The organism is Priestia sp. D51 (assembly GCF_053345675.1).
The window spans coordinates 67,540-82,542 of record NZ_JBLTIR010000005.1; the positions used below are offsets into that span (position 1 = coordinate 67,540).

Here is a 15,003-nt window from a genome sequence, read left to right on the forward strand (position 1 = left end):
AACTTAATTATATTAGGTTGCCCTATAGGATGAAAAAGCCGTAAAACAATTTTCCCCATTAAAAAAGCCTCTCTGCGCATGACAGAAAGGCTCGATATTTAATCCTTTCTCTCATCTTTCAAAGCGCATAGCTTTGCAGGAATTGGCACCATTTCAGTTAGTCTGACGGTTGCCGGGTTTCACAGGGCTCAGTCCCTCCACCTCTCTTGATAAGAGTTCGCAACAATTATTTTGTTTTTGGGAAATATTCATTCATTTATGAACATTCATGAGTGTGATTTTAGCATGTGTCAGATAGGCTGTCAACAGATTTTATTCTTGGGATAATATCCCAAGATTTCAACAGCCCCAACGGTTCGCTCTCTTTCCACTTCTTCATTTTAAACAAACGTTTGATTATCGAAGCTCCTCGAGTACGTGCTCGATGGAATGAAACGCGTAGAGTTTTTTTACCATTTCACCATTTTCCACTTCAATCAAACAAGGTACGCTTTCAATAGAAAATAATTCTGCTTTTGAAGGCATATAATTTAAATTGCTCATTCCGATGGTTACATCCGGCAGCATCGCTTCTGCCACGGTTAACATTTTTTTTGCCAGCTGACATGTCCCGCAAAAAGGCGTATGGAAAAAGATAAAGGCTCTTTCTCCTTCTTTTAACTGATCATCCAGCTGTTTTTCGCTCCATTCTTGCATGTTGCTCATTCCTTTTATGTTAAAAATTCTGCATTAACATCGATATTGGCACTCAGCAATACTGTTGCTATGTGATGTCTAGGGGCGGCAGCAACTTCTCGGTACATTTTATCAATATATAGATGCTCTGCTTCCGGAAGCTCTCGTTTAAATTGTTTTCTCAGCTTATTCCCTGAATCATCAGAGTCAACGAGTATGTATACCTCTTTGTTAAACGTACAGTCAATAATTTCATCCAGCTTTGATAAACTAATCGTACCGTTTGTACAAATAATTTCAATTGGTTCTCGAATGATATCTTGAATACGCTTTTTATCTGACTTTCCTTCGACAATAATTACTTTTTCAATTTCAATTAGCCCCATTTTCATCACCCATAATCGTCAGTTGTATAGTAACATCATTTCTTTATGCTATACAATATTCGTTAATGTATCACAGTTCACCTGTTTTTTAAAAGAAATTTGCAAGAAAGAACTCTTTTAAAAGGCAGTTTAGGCCATATTATCTCTATAAAACAAGAAAAACAGCGGCAGTTGCCACTGTTTAGCACCATCCTGCTTCTTCATCGCAGTCTGTATATTTTTGCGTTTCACCTTGTTTTTGTACGTCCGCGTATTGATAGAACTTATTATTTTCTTGCGAATATCCTTCTTCAAAGCGGTATTCATTGCCGCTTGTTCCGTAGCTAACTTCACCAATTGGCTGTTTATCAACGTATAATTTCATACCGCCGTCATGAAATTTAGCTGTAACGCGATCTGTAACGTCCATTTTTTGTTTTTCAAACATAAAAAGACACTCCTTTAGCTTGTTTACTAATAGAGTGTCCAGTCAAAAACTTTTCATAAAGACAATTTATGGAGGAATATTATCCTTCGTTTGTCATTTCTTCGTATTGCTCTGCTGTCATCAGCTTGTCTACTTGAGAAGCATCAGATGGTTTGATTGTAATCATCCATGCTTCTTCGTATGGAGATTCATTAACAAGTTCAGGACTATCGCCTAAGTTGTCGTTTACTGCTACAACTTCACCGCTAATTGGTGCGTAAAGCTCAGAAACTGTTTTTACTGATTCAACGCTACCAAACGGCTCGTCAGCTTCTACTGTTGCTCCTACTTCTGGCAGTTCAACGAATACGATGTCTCCAAGCTCAGCTTGAGCGAAATGTGTAATACCTACGCGGACAACGTCTCCTTCTGTTTTTACCCATTCATGCTCTTCAGAATAACGCAAATCTTTTGGTGTACTCATCTTAATCCCTCCAAAATATGTATCGTAATTTGTTTATATAAAAAGCGCCTTCAACGTGGAGAACACTTTCTACAACCTAAAATAACTTCCTATTAACAGTGTAACGTAAAAGGTAAAAATTTTCTATTTGAAAACTTACTTCCACACGTCCTCAAACTGCTCTTCTTTGAAACCAAGCGTTACTTTTTGTCCATCTGTTAGCAGCGGACGCTTAATTAACATGCCATCTGACGCAAGAATAGACAGAAGTTCGTCTTCACTCGCACTGCTTACTTTATCTTTAAGACCTAACTCGCGATATTTTTTACCGCTTGTATTAAAGAATTTTTTTAATTCTAGGCCGCTGTTCTGATAGTAAGCTTGCAGCTGCTCTTTTGTTGGCGGATTTTCTACAATATGAATTTCTTCATATGCTACTCCGTTATCATCGAGCCACTTCTTTGCTTTTCGGCACGTACCGCACTTTGGATATGAATAAAAAAATAATGACATTTCGTCAACCACCCTTTATTTTAAGCTTTTTTCGTATTTTAACACATCCTTTATCATTTACCTAGATAGAGGCTTCTTAAACAAAAAGGAGCTCGCAAAACGAGCTCCTTTTTCCTTAAACTGTGAATTTCTCTACTTCTAGAAGCGTTTTTGCAACCTCGCGCTTTACGCTAATTACATTGATTGGTGTATAGCGAGTTAATTTGCGAAGAGACGAAAGCATGACTCTAAGCGTATCACCTTGTTCAACGCCAATTAACGTTTCTTTTGCATCTGCTTCGATTCGATTAAATGCTTCTTGGCAGAATACTTGCGTGTATTTTAATTTTAAGCTGTTTTGATCTACTCCTGTTTTGGAAATGGCTTTTTCAGTACGTAAAACAGTAGATTCCATTGCATATACGTTACTAATCATATCAGAAATATTAACGAGAATTTCTTGTTCTTTTTCTAATTCTTTGCCATACTTTTGTGCAGCTAATCCCAAAAGCAAGAGCGCAATTTTCTTCCCGTTTTGCACAAGCATTTTTTCTTGATCTAACGGCTCATTTCCTACTTCCTGCGGCATAAGCATCATCAATTCTTCTTGAAGCGTTTGTGCTTTTTGAAGCAGTGGAAGCTCTCCTTTTAACGCTTTGCGTAAATATGTGCCTGGTACTAAAAGACGGTTAATCTCATTTGTTCCCTCAAAAATACGATTAATGCGAGAATCGCGATACAGACGCTCAATTTCATACTCGCTCATAAAACCGTAGCCTCCATGAAGCTGCACGCCTTCATCTACAATGTAGTCAAGAGCTTCCGTGGCAAACACTTTATTTAATGAACATTCGATAGCATATTCAGCAATGGAAGCAGCAATTTGTTTTCCGTCTTTTTGCTGTTCTTCTGAAAGCTGGCCCATATGGTCTTCAAAAAGTCCTACCGTACGATATACGGAGCTTTCAGTTGCATACAATTTAGAAGCCATTGTGGCTAACTTTTCTTGTGTTAATGAGAATTTAGCAATTGGCGTTTTAAACTGCTGACGCTGGTTAACGTATTGAGACGTAATTTCTAACGCACGTTTCCCTGCTCCAACTGCTCCAACTCCAAGCTTATAGCGCCCAATATTTAAAATGTTAAAGGCAATCACATGGCCTTTTCCAATTTCACCTAGCACGTTTTCTTTTGGAACAAGCGCATCTTCAAGAATCAACGTTCTGGTTGATGAGCTTTTGATTCCCATTTTCTTCTCTTCCGGGCCAACCGAAACGCCTGGAAATTCGCGCTCAACGATAAAAGCAGAAAATTTATCGCCGTCAATTTTTGCGTACACCACGAATACATCAGCAAATCCAGCATTCGTAATCCACTGCTTTTCTCCATTTAACACATAGTGTGTACCTTCTGCGTTAAGGCGAGCTGTTGTTCGAGCACCGAGAGCATCCGAACCAGAACCCGGTTCAGTCAGCGCATAAGCCGCTATTTTTTCCCCTACCGCTAAAGCAGGTAAATATGCTTGTTTTTGCTCTTCTGTTCCAAATAAGACGATTGGCAATGACCCAATTCCTACATGAGCACCATGAGTGATGGAAAATCCGCCTGCTCGAGACATTTTTTCAGCAATTAAAGCCGAAGTAATCTTATCTAAACCAAGCCCACCGTATTCTTCCGGTACATCTGCACCAAGCAAGCCTAATTCACCAGCTTGTTTTAATAGCTTTACAGAACGGTCAAATTCATGCTTTTCTAAATATTCCACTTGCGGAAGGACTTCATTTTCTACAAATTCATCTGTCGTCTTGGCAATCATCTTTTGTTCAGATGTATAATCCTCCGGCGTGTAGACGCGGCTTGCATCGCCTTCTTCAATTAAAAAACTTCCACCTTTAATCATTTGTTTTGTTTTATTTGACATGTTCATATCCCCCTTTGAAATGATTATGCTAACAATTCAAATACACCAGCAGCTCCCATTCCTCCACCAATACACATGGTGACAATTCCAAACTGCTCATTTCGACGCTGCATTTCGTGCATTAAGCTAAGAGTCAGCTTTGCTCCAGTACAGCCTAATGGATGACCTAAGGCAATAGCGCCTCCGTTTACATTTACTTTATCTTCATTAATATTTAATTCACGAATAACGCCAAGTGCTTGAGAAGCAAATGCTTCATTTAATTCAAACAATCCGATATCAGAAAGCTCCAGCCCTGCTAGTTTAAGAGCTTTAGGGATGGCAGCTACCGGGCCAATCCCCATTACTTCAGGTGGAACTCCTCCAACTGCAAATGAGCGAAACTTAAGCAAAGGCTTTAAGCCTTCTGCTTCAGCTTGTTCTTTATCCATTAGAAAAACGGATGCAGCTCCGTCACTTGTCTGCGAAGAGTTTCCAGCTGTGACGGATCCTTTAATCGAAAAGGCTGGACGAAGTTTCCCTAATACGTCCGCAGTTGTGCCAGGACGAACTCCTTCATCTTGAGAGAACATCAGTTTTTGTTCACGTAGCTTATTGTTTTCATCGATTTTCCGAAGCGTCACTTCTACGGGAACAATTTCGTCGTTAAACTTCCCTTCTTGAAGTGCTTTTGCTGCTTTTTGATGGCTGCGTACGGCAAATGCATCCTGGTCTTCACGTGAAATGCCGTATTTCATCGCCACTTGTTCTGCTGTATGTCCCATGCCCATATAATACTCCGGCGCATTTTCAACCAGCTGAACATTCGGACGCGCTACGTTTCCAAACATCGGAACAAAACTCATTGATTCTGCTCCTCCAGCTAACACTGCTTTGGCTTGCCCTAGCATAATTCGTTCTGCACCGTAGGCAATACTTTGCAAACCTGATGAACAATAACGATTAATCGTTATTGCTGGCACCGTATAAGGCAAACCTGCAAGAGCGCCAATATTTCGAGCCATATTCAAACCTTGTTCTGCCTCAGGCATCGCACAACCAATAATTAAATCATCAATCGGTCCTTCGTATCCGCCTGCTCGGCGAAGAGTTTCTTTAACCGCAATAGCTCCCAAATCATCAGGTCTAACACTTGCCAATGAACCTTTTTTTGCTTTTCCGACCGGTGTCCTAGCACCTGCTACAATAACTGCTTCTCTCATTTTTTCTCCCCCTTAATTGCGCAGTGGCTTTCCTTTAACTAACATGTGCTGCATACGTTCTTGAGACTTCGCTTCTCCAACAAGGCTTAAAAATGCTTCTCTCTCTAAATCAAGCAAATACTCTTCATCCACTTCGGAACCAAACGCTACGCGTCCTCCAGCTAATACAAATGCTAACTTACTAGCAATTTTGTAATCATGTTCTGATATATATCCTGAATATTTCATGGATTGAGCTCCTAGCAGCAACGTTGCATATCCTGTTTCTCCAACGACAGGAACTTTAGTTTTTACAGGCGGTTTATAGCCCGTGTCGTGTAAAGCAAGGACTGAGTTCTTTGCATCATTCAGCAAGTGATCTCCGTTTACACTGATAGCATCATGGCGGTTTAAAAAGTTTAGCTGCCTAGCTTCTGCAGCAGAAGTAGATACTTTTGCAGTAGCAATTGTTTCAAATGTTTTATTGGCAATTTGCTGAAGATCGAGCGTTACACCGTTCGGTAAACCATTTAGCTGTTTGATATAAAGCTCCTTGTTACCTCCTCCGCCAGGAATTAACCCGACTCCTACTTCTACAAGGCCCATGTAAGTTTCAGCAGAAGCTTGGATTTTAGCTGACGGTAAGCAAATTTCTGCTCCGCCTCCAAGAGTCATCGCAAATGGAGCTGCAACAACCGGCTTTTCGTTATATTTCACCTTCATCATTGCCTGTTGAAATTGTTTAATGACAAGCTCAACTTCAAAATAATTGTCATCTTGTGCTTCCATCAAAATCATAGCTAAGTTAGCGCCAACGCAGAAATTTTTTCCTTGGTTTCCTATGACCAGCCCCTTATAATTCTTGTTCACTTCTTCAAGAGACTGATTCAATAAGCTGATAATATCTAGCCCAATCGCATTGTTAGGAGAAGTAAACTGCAGGCATGCCACATCATCTCCTAAATCAATTAAGCTCGCTCCGCTGTTTTCTAAAATGACATTATTTTGAGAGCGTAAAGATGACAGGTGGATCACCTTTTTATTTTCTTTTACTGCTTTATACTCATCCTCTTCGTAGTAAAGCGTTTGACCTTCCATTTCTTTATAAAAGCTTGTAAATCCATTTTCCTGCATTTGTTTTACCCACTGCGGGATGGCTAAGCCAGACTGCTCCATCTTCTCAATTGATTTTTCTAAACCAATTGCATCCCACGTCTCAAAAGGACCCATTTTCCAGCCAAATCCCCACTTCATAGCTTGATCAATGGCGACGATATCGTCGGCGATTTCATTTTTCAACTGTGCTGCATACACAAGAACGGGGCTGATAATGTTCCAAAGAAGCTGTCCAGCACGATCATCAGAATATATAAGCGCTTTCATTTTGTTTTGCAGCCCTTTTGCCTGCTTACTTAATTCGGTAGAAGCTGTTTTTAACTTCTTTCTTTCGACGTATTGAAGTGTATTAGGATCAAGTTCTAAAATTTCCTTGCCTTTCTTTAAAAAGAAGCCTTGCCCCGACTTGCTTCCCAGCCAGCCATTTTCCTGCATTTGTTTCATAAATAAAGGCACGTCGAATACCTCTTTTTCTTTGCCTTCCACTTTGTCAAACACATTGTTGGCCACATGAATAAATGTGTCTAGTCCCACTACGTCTAACGTTCGAAACGTTGCGCTTTTTGGTCTTCCAATTAAGGGACCCGTCACAGAGTCAACTTCTCCCACGCTGTAATTACCTTTTAACATTTCTTGAACGGTCACAAGTAAACCGTACGTACCGATACGGTTGGCGATAAAGTTAGGCGTATCTTTTGCAATAACTACTCCTTTACCCAATACATCTTCACCAAACGTTTTCATATATTCAACAATTTCTGATTTTGTGTCATGAGTTGGAATAATTTCTAATAACTTTAAATAACGAGGTGGATTAAAAAAGTGCGTTCCTAAGAAATGCGCTTTAAAATCTTCTGAGCGTCCTTTAGCCATTTCGTGGATCGATATTCCTGAAGTATTTGAACTTACAATACTTCCTTTTTTTCGTACGCCGTCAATTTTTTCAAACAACTGCTGTTTAATATCAAGGCGTTCCACTACTACTTCAATGATCCAATCGCAGTCGCTTAACTGCTGTAAATGATCTTCAAGGTTTCCCGGCGTAATTAACGATAGTGACGACTTCGACGTTAAAGGTGCCGGTTTTTGCTTCGTTAATTTAGCTAAAGCAGTTGTGCTCAACCGATTTCTGACTTGCCTATCTTCAAGCGTTAGCTGTTTTTTTTCCTCGTCTGGTGTTAATGAAGCTGGAACCACATCTAGCAAAAGCGTTGGAATTCCTACATTCGCTAAATGAGCTGCAATTCCAGAGCCCATAACTCCTGAACCTAAAACGGCGGCTTTTTTTATGTTCATAATTATCCCCACATCCCCTTTGATATATTGAATGAATGGTCATTCATTTTATGTGTAAAAAAAGAGAGTCACTGTTAATCTCTGTTTTTACTATAAAGCATTTTTTAAATTTTCGCAATATATTCACAATATTATCTCTAACTATTTTTTATGTGTTTGGTTATCTTAATACACAGGAGGTGATTTTGTGAGTAAATTAAAGAAAGATCCATCTTCAGCAGGCGTAAGCGCAGCAAGCGTTAAAGGAAATGCTGGACCGGTTAATGAACCGCACGGACGCGGCAAAAAGACATCTCAAAACCAGCAGTACACAAAGCATAATACACAAGGACATTAACCTCAAAATCGAACATGAGTAATCGAATCATGTTCGATTTTTGACTATTTCTTATTCTGTCATCACGACCATTTCATGGTTATTTTTTTACGATTCCTTTTAAGACAAATGCGACATTTGCAGGTCTTTCTGCAAGGCGCCTCATAAAGTACCCATACCAGTCCGTTCCATAAGGAACGTACACTCTCATTTGATATTGTTCTGCTACGAGCTGAACCTGCCTTTCTGGTCGAATACCGTATAGCATCTGGAATTCAAACTGATTCATTGAAATTCCATGCTTTTTAACAAACTCTTTTGTATACTGAATGATTCGTTCATCATGAGTAGCAACTGCTGTGTAGTGACCGTTTAATAAATGAAGTCCAATTATGTTTTTGAAGTTTTCGTCTACGTCTTCTTTATCAGGAAAAGCCACGTCTGCCGCTTCTTTGTACGCTCCTTTTACTAACCTTAATTTAGGAGCATAAGCATCTAATTCGCGAACGTCACTTTCTGTTCGATATAAGTATGCCTGAAGTACCGTCCCTACGTGGTCATACTCACTTTTTAATTGTTTAAACAGCTTAATCGTCTTGCTGCATCGCTTATAATCTTCCATATCAATCGTCACGAACACGCTATATTTTTCCGCTTCATTTAGAATATGACGCATATGATGAAGCGCCAGATCTTCAGAAATATCAAGTCCCATAGACGTTAATTTCAAAGAAATTTCTGAATCTAACCTTTCTTTGTGTATAAGATGGATGGCCTTTATGCATTGAGCCACAGCATTATTGACTTCAGCTTCACTTTCCACAAACTCTCCGAGATAATCAATCGTTACTTTTAATCCCTGTTCATTTAGCTTTTTTATCACACTAACAGCTTCATCGATGGTTTCCCCTGCAACAAACCTTGCTGCCCCAAAACGTAAACCATAGCGCTTAGCTAACTTTGTTAACTTTTTGCTTTTTGATAACAATAAAAAAAAGTTTCTTATCGTTTGTTCCAAAGCAACCCCCCGCCTTCACTTGTCATACACCTCACAAATTTTATCTAATTATCATTAATTTTACCATTTTATCAACCATATAGATAGGCACCCTTCATTAACATATGCACACTAGATCAAAAAGCTACCTGGAGCTTTTTTGATAAAAAAACATTCATCAGCTTCGTGATGAATGTTTTTATTCTGGTTTTCGCTGTGACGCTCGATGCGCTTCATTCAGCTCTTTTATTTCCTTCACAATTTCAATCATTTCCGCTTTTGCGTCTGGATATAATTGATTCCAATGCTTTGTTAAAGGCGGCATAGATTTTGAGATATGGTTGTAAAGTGCCCACATTTTCACTTTTTCCTGCAGCTGTTCATCACTTTCTCCAACCATTAGTTCCGTATACTTTTCAATCAAACCGTCGAATTGCTCTTGAAAGGTTTTACTCATGCGCAGTCACTCCTTTCTTTGGTTTACAAATAACCGGACACGTTCGACAATAAGTCTCTTTATCTCCTGTTTGGTAGGACAAACAGCACGTTTTTCGTACTCTTATCTCCTGCTTTTGTTTCTCTATATATTGAGGAGGTGAACTGTACCCAGCAAGCGGATTGTTATGATATGAACCAAAGTGACGGCCCTCAGCTTCTTCTAACACGTATCGTAAATTCTTTTGCACTTTCACATTGTCTATTTCTTCGTTTGCTAAAAGCAAATCATAAAGCCAGTGAATATAAACAGCTACGTTTTCCCACAGCGTCAGCTTTGAGATTTTTGTCACTTTACGCAGTACTGACCACATCGGCTCAATTTGATGAGCAAACAATTCATCAAGAAGTTCATCAAGAAGAATTTCGCGATTATCCTCTGTTACTTCTGTCGTCTCAATTTCTGAGATAAACACTTTTGGAAGCCACATCGTTTCAACTTGTTCGGTATGCAAAGATACATTTTTAGTCGATGCATTTATCTTTTTTTGAAACACAATAAATGAATACAAAGCCGCAACCACAACAAAACTATACCGCTTTGCTAACATTGAAGCAGCTGCTCTCAAACTAGCGGCCTCCATCGTCTCTTGAATCCATAATAGCTGCACCTTCACCTTACTTTCATCCATGCAGCTGGCAGGAGAAAACCTGTACAGCGAGTTATCTTTAAACGTACAGCGGAATTTTTCTGCTAACTCGCTTTGCTCATTCCTACTGAGCATGCTGCGTTTCAACTCGCAGCTTATTCACAATACATCGTCCGCGCCCATGAGGAATACAAAGAGGCGTTCCAAATAACGGATCAACAGTCACTTCACAGTTCATATTAAAGACTCGCTGTACTAAATCGCAGTTAATGACTTCTTCTGGTCTTCCCTGTGCATAGATTTTTTTATCTTGAAGCGCCACAATATGATGAGCATAGCGGCAAGCTAAGTTTAAATCATGCAGCACCATTACGATGGTACGATTTTCTTTTTCATTCAGTTCAAACAACAAGTCCAAGATCTCAATTTGATGCGTCATATCTAAATATGTTGTCGGTTCATCAAGTAAAATAATATCTGTATCTTGCGCTAGTGTCATGGCAATCCATGCGCGCTGACGCTGTCCCCCAGAAAGCGAATCAACTTGACGATCTGCCAAGTCTGCTAAGCCTGTTGCTTCCAGTGCATTTTGCACTTTTTCTTCATCCTCTTGAGACCACTGGCGGAACCAATTTTGATACGGATAGCGCCCTTGTTTAACAAGCTGCAGCACAGTCAGACCTTCAGGTGCAACAGGACCTTGAGGAAGGATTGCTAGCTGCTTTGCAATTTCCTTGGTAGGAAGAGAAGAAATTTTAGAACCTTCTAGTAAAATAGAGCCTGCATGTGGCTTCAATAACCTTGCCAGTGAACGCAGCAGCGTAGATTTTCCGCATCCATTACTGCCGATAAAAACCGTAATCTCACCCTTTGGGATGGTAACGTCAAGCTCATCTATAATCATCGCTTCTCCATATGATAATGTTAGCGACTTTGTTTCTAACGAATGCATGCGAATCGCTCCTTCTACAAAGAATGCTATACGTTTCTTTGTTTGTATAGTAAATAAATGAAGTATGGTGCGCCAATTGCAGCTGTAAATACACCTGCTGGCACTTCGATTGGCAAGAAGAATGTTCGGCCAATTAAATCTGCTGCTGTGATTAAAATCGCTCCGATTAGTGCCGATAGCGGTATTAAAGCGCCAAATGACGAACCTACAAGCTTTCGGGCAATATGTGGAGCAAGTAACCCTACAAAGCTAATTCCACCGGCAAATGCAACGGCGCTCCCGGTTAAAGCTGTGCTCATCAGCAATAGTGCCAATCGATTTTTTTGAACGCGACTTCCAACGTTAGTCGCAATTTCTTCACCTAATTCTTGAACATTTAAATTTCGAATCATTAAAATCGTAATTATAACCAGCCCTGCAGTAACTGGAACTAGTACGGAAACACTTGCCCAATTTGAACCATACACCGTTCCGGTAATCCAAATATTTGCCTGGCTAGCGCGGTAGATAGGACCCATAATCATAAACAGCGTGGTCATAGCTTTCGTTAACGCTGTTAATCCAATTCCTATTAATACTAGTGTAATAGGAGAGACACCATTTTTCCAGGCAAACACATAAAGTAAAAGCGCCACTGCCACGGCACCTAAAAATGCGCTAACAGGCATCCAATTAATACTTACGGTTAACGAGTTGCTTTTATCACTAAATAGTGTCAAAAATAACACTACACCAACTGACGCTCCTCCTGTTAATCCAATTAAGTCTGGTGAAGCAAGCGGATTTCTCACAAGCCCCTGCAAGATAGCGCCCGCAATAGCTAGACAAATACCAGCACAAATGGCAACAATAATACGCGGCAGTCTAAAAGATGTAACAACTAATCGTTCAAACTCCAACCCATGACCCGCTAAAATTTTAATTACACGAAAGGGGTTAATAAATAAGTCACCCGTACCTGCACTTAACAAAAAGAGTGCAACAAGGACAGCTGAAAATCCGGTAATGATTAGAGCAGCTTTTATATTAACTAAAAATGAAATTCTCTTTAAGCGAAGAGATAAGTATGTTTTCATGACGTCTTCGCCCCTTTCCTTGCCATATAGATAAAGAAAGGTGTACCAATAACAGCAGTCATGACTCCAACAGGGATTTCTTGAGGCATAATGACGTACCTTGCGCCAACATCAGCTAATAAAATTAAAATCCCGCCGACAACCGCACTATAAGGAAATACCCAGCGATAATCTTGTCCTACGATTGCTCTTACAACGTGAGGAACAATGATTCCTACAAAGCTAATGGGACCGGCTACTGCAACGGCTCCCCCCGCTAAAATCGCAATAATGATGCCGCTTATAATTTTGACAAGAGCTGTTCTTTGACCTAATCCTTTGGCTACGTCTTCACCAATCGTTAAAATATTAATTTTTGAAGCGATAAAAAAAGTAACAATAATTGCTGGCACTACATAAGGCAGTATGCCATACAACATTTCAACCTTGCGTCCTTGCACAGACCCTGCCAGCCAAAAGAGGACTTGATCAAGCGAAGATTCATCCACAGCTAGCAGTCCTTGTGTTAAAGAAGAGAAAAAGGCTGCAATAGCCGCTCCTGCGAGCGTCAGTTTGATAGGCGTTAGCCCTTCTTTTCCAATGGACCCAAGAAAATAGACAACCACTACGGTTAGTGCCGCTCCTACAAATGCAATCCATGTAAAAGCTTGAAGTGAATTGACCGAAAAAATCATCACTGCAACAACAATAAAAAAGCTGGCCCCAGCGTTCACACCGATAATATCCGGTGAAGCAAGTGGGTTTTTCGTTAACGCCTGCATCATTGCTCCTGCAATTCCTAAACAAATACCTACCACAGCACCGATTATAGCGCGCGGCAATCGAATATTTTGAATAACTATGTGCTCATTCGAACCGTTAAACGCTTGAAAAGCTTCAAATGCTGTTTTGATACTTGTATCTGTGTATCCGAGTACGATACTTAATCCAATACAGATTAAAAGCAGCATGATTCCAATGATGAGCCCCATTACTTTCATTTGAACACTGCGTAGCATCATTTTCATTGCTCTCCTCTAAGATGATTCCTATATATATCTAACCTTTAGTTTAGGAAACATTGAAAAAAGTGTCAATGATTTTGAGAATCATTTTCAATTTTTAATTGACACCGCTTAAAAGTTAGAATATTATCTTAATTGTTAATGAAAATCATTATCACTTACGAGGGGGAAAAGATGTGAATACATATTCTAAAGGCAAGTTGTCATATTTGTTGTCCATTCTTACCATTATGACACTGCTTGTGCTGGCAGCCTGCGGTAATTCAAACGGCGCTGACAGCGATAAAAAAGAAAAAACTGAGGGTTCTGGCGAAACTTACACAGTAAAACACGCAATGGATAAAACCGATATTAAAGGAACGCCTAAACGAGTGGTTGTTTTAACAAACGAAGGTACTGAAGCTCTTCTTGCAATGGGTGTAAAGCCTGTGGGCGCTGTTCAATCATGGTTAGGAAATCCGTGGTATGACCATATTAAAGGTCAGATGAAAGGCGTTAAAAGTGTGGGTACAGAAAGCGAGCCAAGCTTAGAAGCAATCGCTGCTTTAAAGCCTGACTTGATTATCGGAAATAAAATGCGACAAGAAAAAGTATACGATCAGCTTAGTCAAATTGCTCCGACTGTATTCTCTGAGGAGCTGCGCGGAGATTGGAAATCAAACTTTAAGCTATATGCAAAAGCTGTAAACAAAGAAGAAAAAGGTAAAGAAGTATTAGCTGACTATGACAATCGCGTAGCAGATTTAAAGAAACGCCTTGGAGATCAGTTAAAACAAAAAATCTCAGTTGTACGCTTTACAGCTGGAGACGTTCGTATCTATCATAAAGATTCATTCTCAGGTGTTATTTTAGATCAGCTTGGATTTGCTCGCCCTGAGTCTCAAGACAAGGATGATTTTGCTGAAATGAATGCAACAAAAGAACGCATTCCGGCAATGGACGGCGATCAGCTATTTTACTTCTCTTATGAAACGGGAGACGGTGAAGCAACAAAGCTTGAAAAAGAATGGATAAACGATCCTCTCTTTAAAAAGCTAAAAGTGGCTCAAGAAAATCATGTTCATAAAGTAGATGATGCTACTTGGAATACAGCAGGCGGTGTGTTAGCAGCTAATATCGTCCTTGATGATATTGAAAAAATCTTCTTAGATAAAAAACAATAATAATATGAAAGAAAGAGCTTCGATTCGTCGAAGCTCTTTCTTTCATGTATAATGTATTTCCTTTCATCGCACACTAACCGTGGTCTCACTTTATTAAATAGGAGTGGTGAAAATGAATTCAAAAAAACAGCCTAAAAAGCAGCCAGATACAAATGAAATGGCTGACCGTCAGTTCGAAACAGAAGATTATAACCGACAAGATGCACTCTCACAAGGTCTAGCAGAAACACATGAGCAAATAAGCGACGCCTATCAAGAAGGATCATTTGAAGATACAGATCGTTAATAAAAAAAGAGCTGACTCTAAGTCAGCTCTTTTTTTATTTTGAATGCTGCCATGCCGTTTTAGGCAATGACATGGACATCCACTGCTGGCGCTTTGATTTATCAATCGTCACTTTCTTTGCTTTAATTCCTTGTTGAATCAGCTGTTTCATTAGTTTATCAATTGACTTCATCGCTATTCACCTCAAA

18 protein-coding genes and 1 riboswitch are annotated in these 15,003 nt (G+C 39.7%); of the genes, 3 read left to right on the forward strand and 15 right to left on the reverse strand.

Annotation, left to right across the window (positions count from 1 at the left end):
- Positions 1-108 precede the first annotated feature (108 nt).
- Positions 109-216: riboswitch (SAM riboswitch) on the reverse strand.
- A 180-nt stretch (positions 217-396) separates the two neighbouring features.
- From ACNHOZ_RS20060 to ACNHOZ_RS20095, 8 genes are all read right to left on the reverse strand, one after another.
- Positions 397-696 carry a thioredoxin family protein gene (locus ACNHOZ_RS20060; RefSeq protein WP_033580445.1) on the reverse strand — a complete coding sequence of 100 codons (300 nt, stop codon included), beginning with the start codon at positions 694-696 and terminating at the stop codon, positions 397-399.
- 14 nt (positions 697-710) lie between these two features.
- Positions 711-1,061: a toprim domain-containing protein gene (locus ACNHOZ_RS20065; RefSeq protein WP_025752660.1), complete on the reverse strand. Its 351-nt coding sequence runs from the start codon at positions 1,059-1,061 to the stop codon at positions 711-713.
- Positions 1,062-1,242: 181 nt separating this feature from the next.
- Entirely contained in the window at positions 1,243-1,488 is a 246-nt protein-coding gene (locus ACNHOZ_RS20070; protein WP_014457881.1) for a YusG family protein, read from the reverse strand.
- Positions 1,489-1,567: 79 nt separating this feature from the next.
- Positions 1,568-1,951, reverse strand: coding sequence for a glycine cleavage system protein GcvH (gcvH, locus tag ACNHOZ_RS20075; protein ID WP_014457880.1), 384 nt, complete (start codon positions 1,949-1,951; stop codon positions 1,568-1,570).
- A gap of 135 nt (positions 1,952-2,086) precedes the next feature.
- Entirely contained in the window at positions 2,087-2,443 is a 357-nt protein-coding gene (locus tag ACNHOZ_RS20080; RefSeq protein WP_028412087.1) for an arsenate reductase family protein, read from the reverse strand.
- 115 nt (positions 2,444-2,558) lie between these two features.
- Entirely contained in the window at positions 2,559-4,343 is a 1,785-nt protein-coding gene (locus ACNHOZ_RS20085; protein WP_033580444.1) for an acyl-CoA dehydrogenase family protein, read from the reverse strand.
- 23 nt (positions 4,344-4,366) lie between these two features.
- Positions 4,367-5,545, reverse strand: coding sequence for an acetyl-CoA C-acetyltransferase (locus ACNHOZ_RS20090; protein ID WP_014457877.1), 1,179 nt, complete (start codon positions 5,543-5,545; stop codon positions 4,367-4,369).
- Between the two features lie 12 nt (positions 5,546-5,557).
- Positions 5,558-7,939, reverse strand: coding sequence for a 3-hydroxyacyl-CoA dehydrogenase/enoyl-CoA hydratase family protein (locus ACNHOZ_RS20095; protein WP_176344946.1), 2,382 nt, complete (start codon positions 7,937-7,939; stop codon positions 5,558-5,560).
- Between the two features lie 184 nt (positions 7,940-8,123).
- Here ACNHOZ_RS20095 and ACNHOZ_RS20100 point away from each other — a divergent pair, with 184 nt between their 5' ends.
- A complete protein-coding gene (locus ACNHOZ_RS20100; protein WP_013059660.1) occupies positions 8,124-8,273 on the forward strand; it encodes a YuzL family protein in 150 nt (49 codons plus the stop codon).
- Positions 8,274-8,352: 79 nt separating this feature from the next.
- On the opposite strand, the gene ACNHOZ_RS20105 is transcribed toward ACNHOZ_RS20100, so the two are convergent.
- The 6 genes from ACNHOZ_RS20105 to ACNHOZ_RS20130 all read right to left on the reverse strand — a co-directional run bounded on the left by ACNHOZ_RS20105 (position 8,353) and on the right by ACNHOZ_RS20130 (position 13,363).
- On the reverse strand, positions 8,353-9,270 hold the full coding sequence (locus ACNHOZ_RS20105) for a proline dehydrogenase family protein (RefSeq protein ID WP_028412084.1): 918 nt from the start codon (positions 9,268-9,270) through the stop codon (positions 8,353-8,355).
- 178 nt (positions 9,271-9,448) lie between these two features.
- The gene (locus tag ACNHOZ_RS20110) at positions 9,449-9,706 is read right to left on the reverse strand and encodes a YusU family protein (protein WP_028412083.1); all 258 of its coding nucleotides are present in this window, start codon (positions 9,704-9,706) and stop codon (positions 9,449-9,451) included.
- A complete protein-coding gene (locus ACNHOZ_RS20115; protein WP_048021823.1) occupies positions 9,699-10,469 on the reverse strand; it encodes an IucA/IucC family C-terminal-domain containing protein in 771 nt (256 codons plus the stop codon). The genes ACNHOZ_RS20110 and ACNHOZ_RS20115 overlap by 8 nt, the downstream gene beginning before the upstream one ends.
- Positions 10,459-11,286, reverse strand: coding sequence for an ABC transporter ATP-binding protein (locus tag ACNHOZ_RS20120; RefSeq protein ID WP_013059664.1), 828 nt, complete (start codon positions 11,284-11,286; stop codon positions 10,459-10,461). Before ACNHOZ_RS20120 ends, ACNHOZ_RS20115 begins: the two co-directional genes overlap by 11 nt.
- 26 nt (positions 11,287-11,312) lie before the next feature.
- The gene (locus ACNHOZ_RS20125) at positions 11,313-12,362 is read right to left on the reverse strand and encodes a FecCD family ABC transporter permease (RefSeq protein WP_028412081.1); all 1,050 of its coding nucleotides are present in this window, start codon (positions 12,360-12,362) and stop codon (positions 11,313-11,315) included.
- Positions 12,359-13,363, reverse strand: a complete 1,005-nt coding sequence (locus ACNHOZ_RS20130) for a FecCD family ABC transporter permease (protein WP_028412080.1) — start codon at positions 13,361-13,363, stop codon at positions 12,359-12,361. Before ACNHOZ_RS20130 ends, ACNHOZ_RS20125 begins: the two co-directional genes overlap by 4 nt.
- A 179-nt stretch (positions 13,364-13,542) precedes the next feature.
- Here ACNHOZ_RS20130 and ACNHOZ_RS20135 point away from each other — a divergent pair, with 179 nt between their 5' ends.
- Both ACNHOZ_RS20135 and ACNHOZ_RS20140 read left to right on the forward strand, forming a co-directional pair.
- Positions 13,543-14,529, forward strand: coding sequence for an ABC transporter substrate-binding protein (locus ACNHOZ_RS20135; protein ID WP_028412079.1), 987 nt, complete (start codon positions 13,543-13,545; stop codon positions 14,527-14,529).
- 112 nt (positions 14,530-14,641) lie between these two features.
- Entirely contained in the window at positions 14,642-14,815 is a 174-nt protein-coding gene (locus ACNHOZ_RS20140) for a YozQ family protein (protein WP_080754494.1), read from the forward strand.
- Positions 14,816-14,849: 34 nt separating this feature from the next.
- On the opposite strand, the gene ACNHOZ_RS20145 is transcribed toward ACNHOZ_RS20140, so the two are convergent.
- On the reverse strand, positions 14,850-14,987 hold the full coding sequence (locus ACNHOZ_RS20145) for a hypothetical protein (protein WP_014457868.1): 138 nt from the start codon (positions 14,985-14,987) through the stop codon (positions 14,850-14,852).
- Positions 14,988-15,003: the final 16 nt, after the last annotated feature.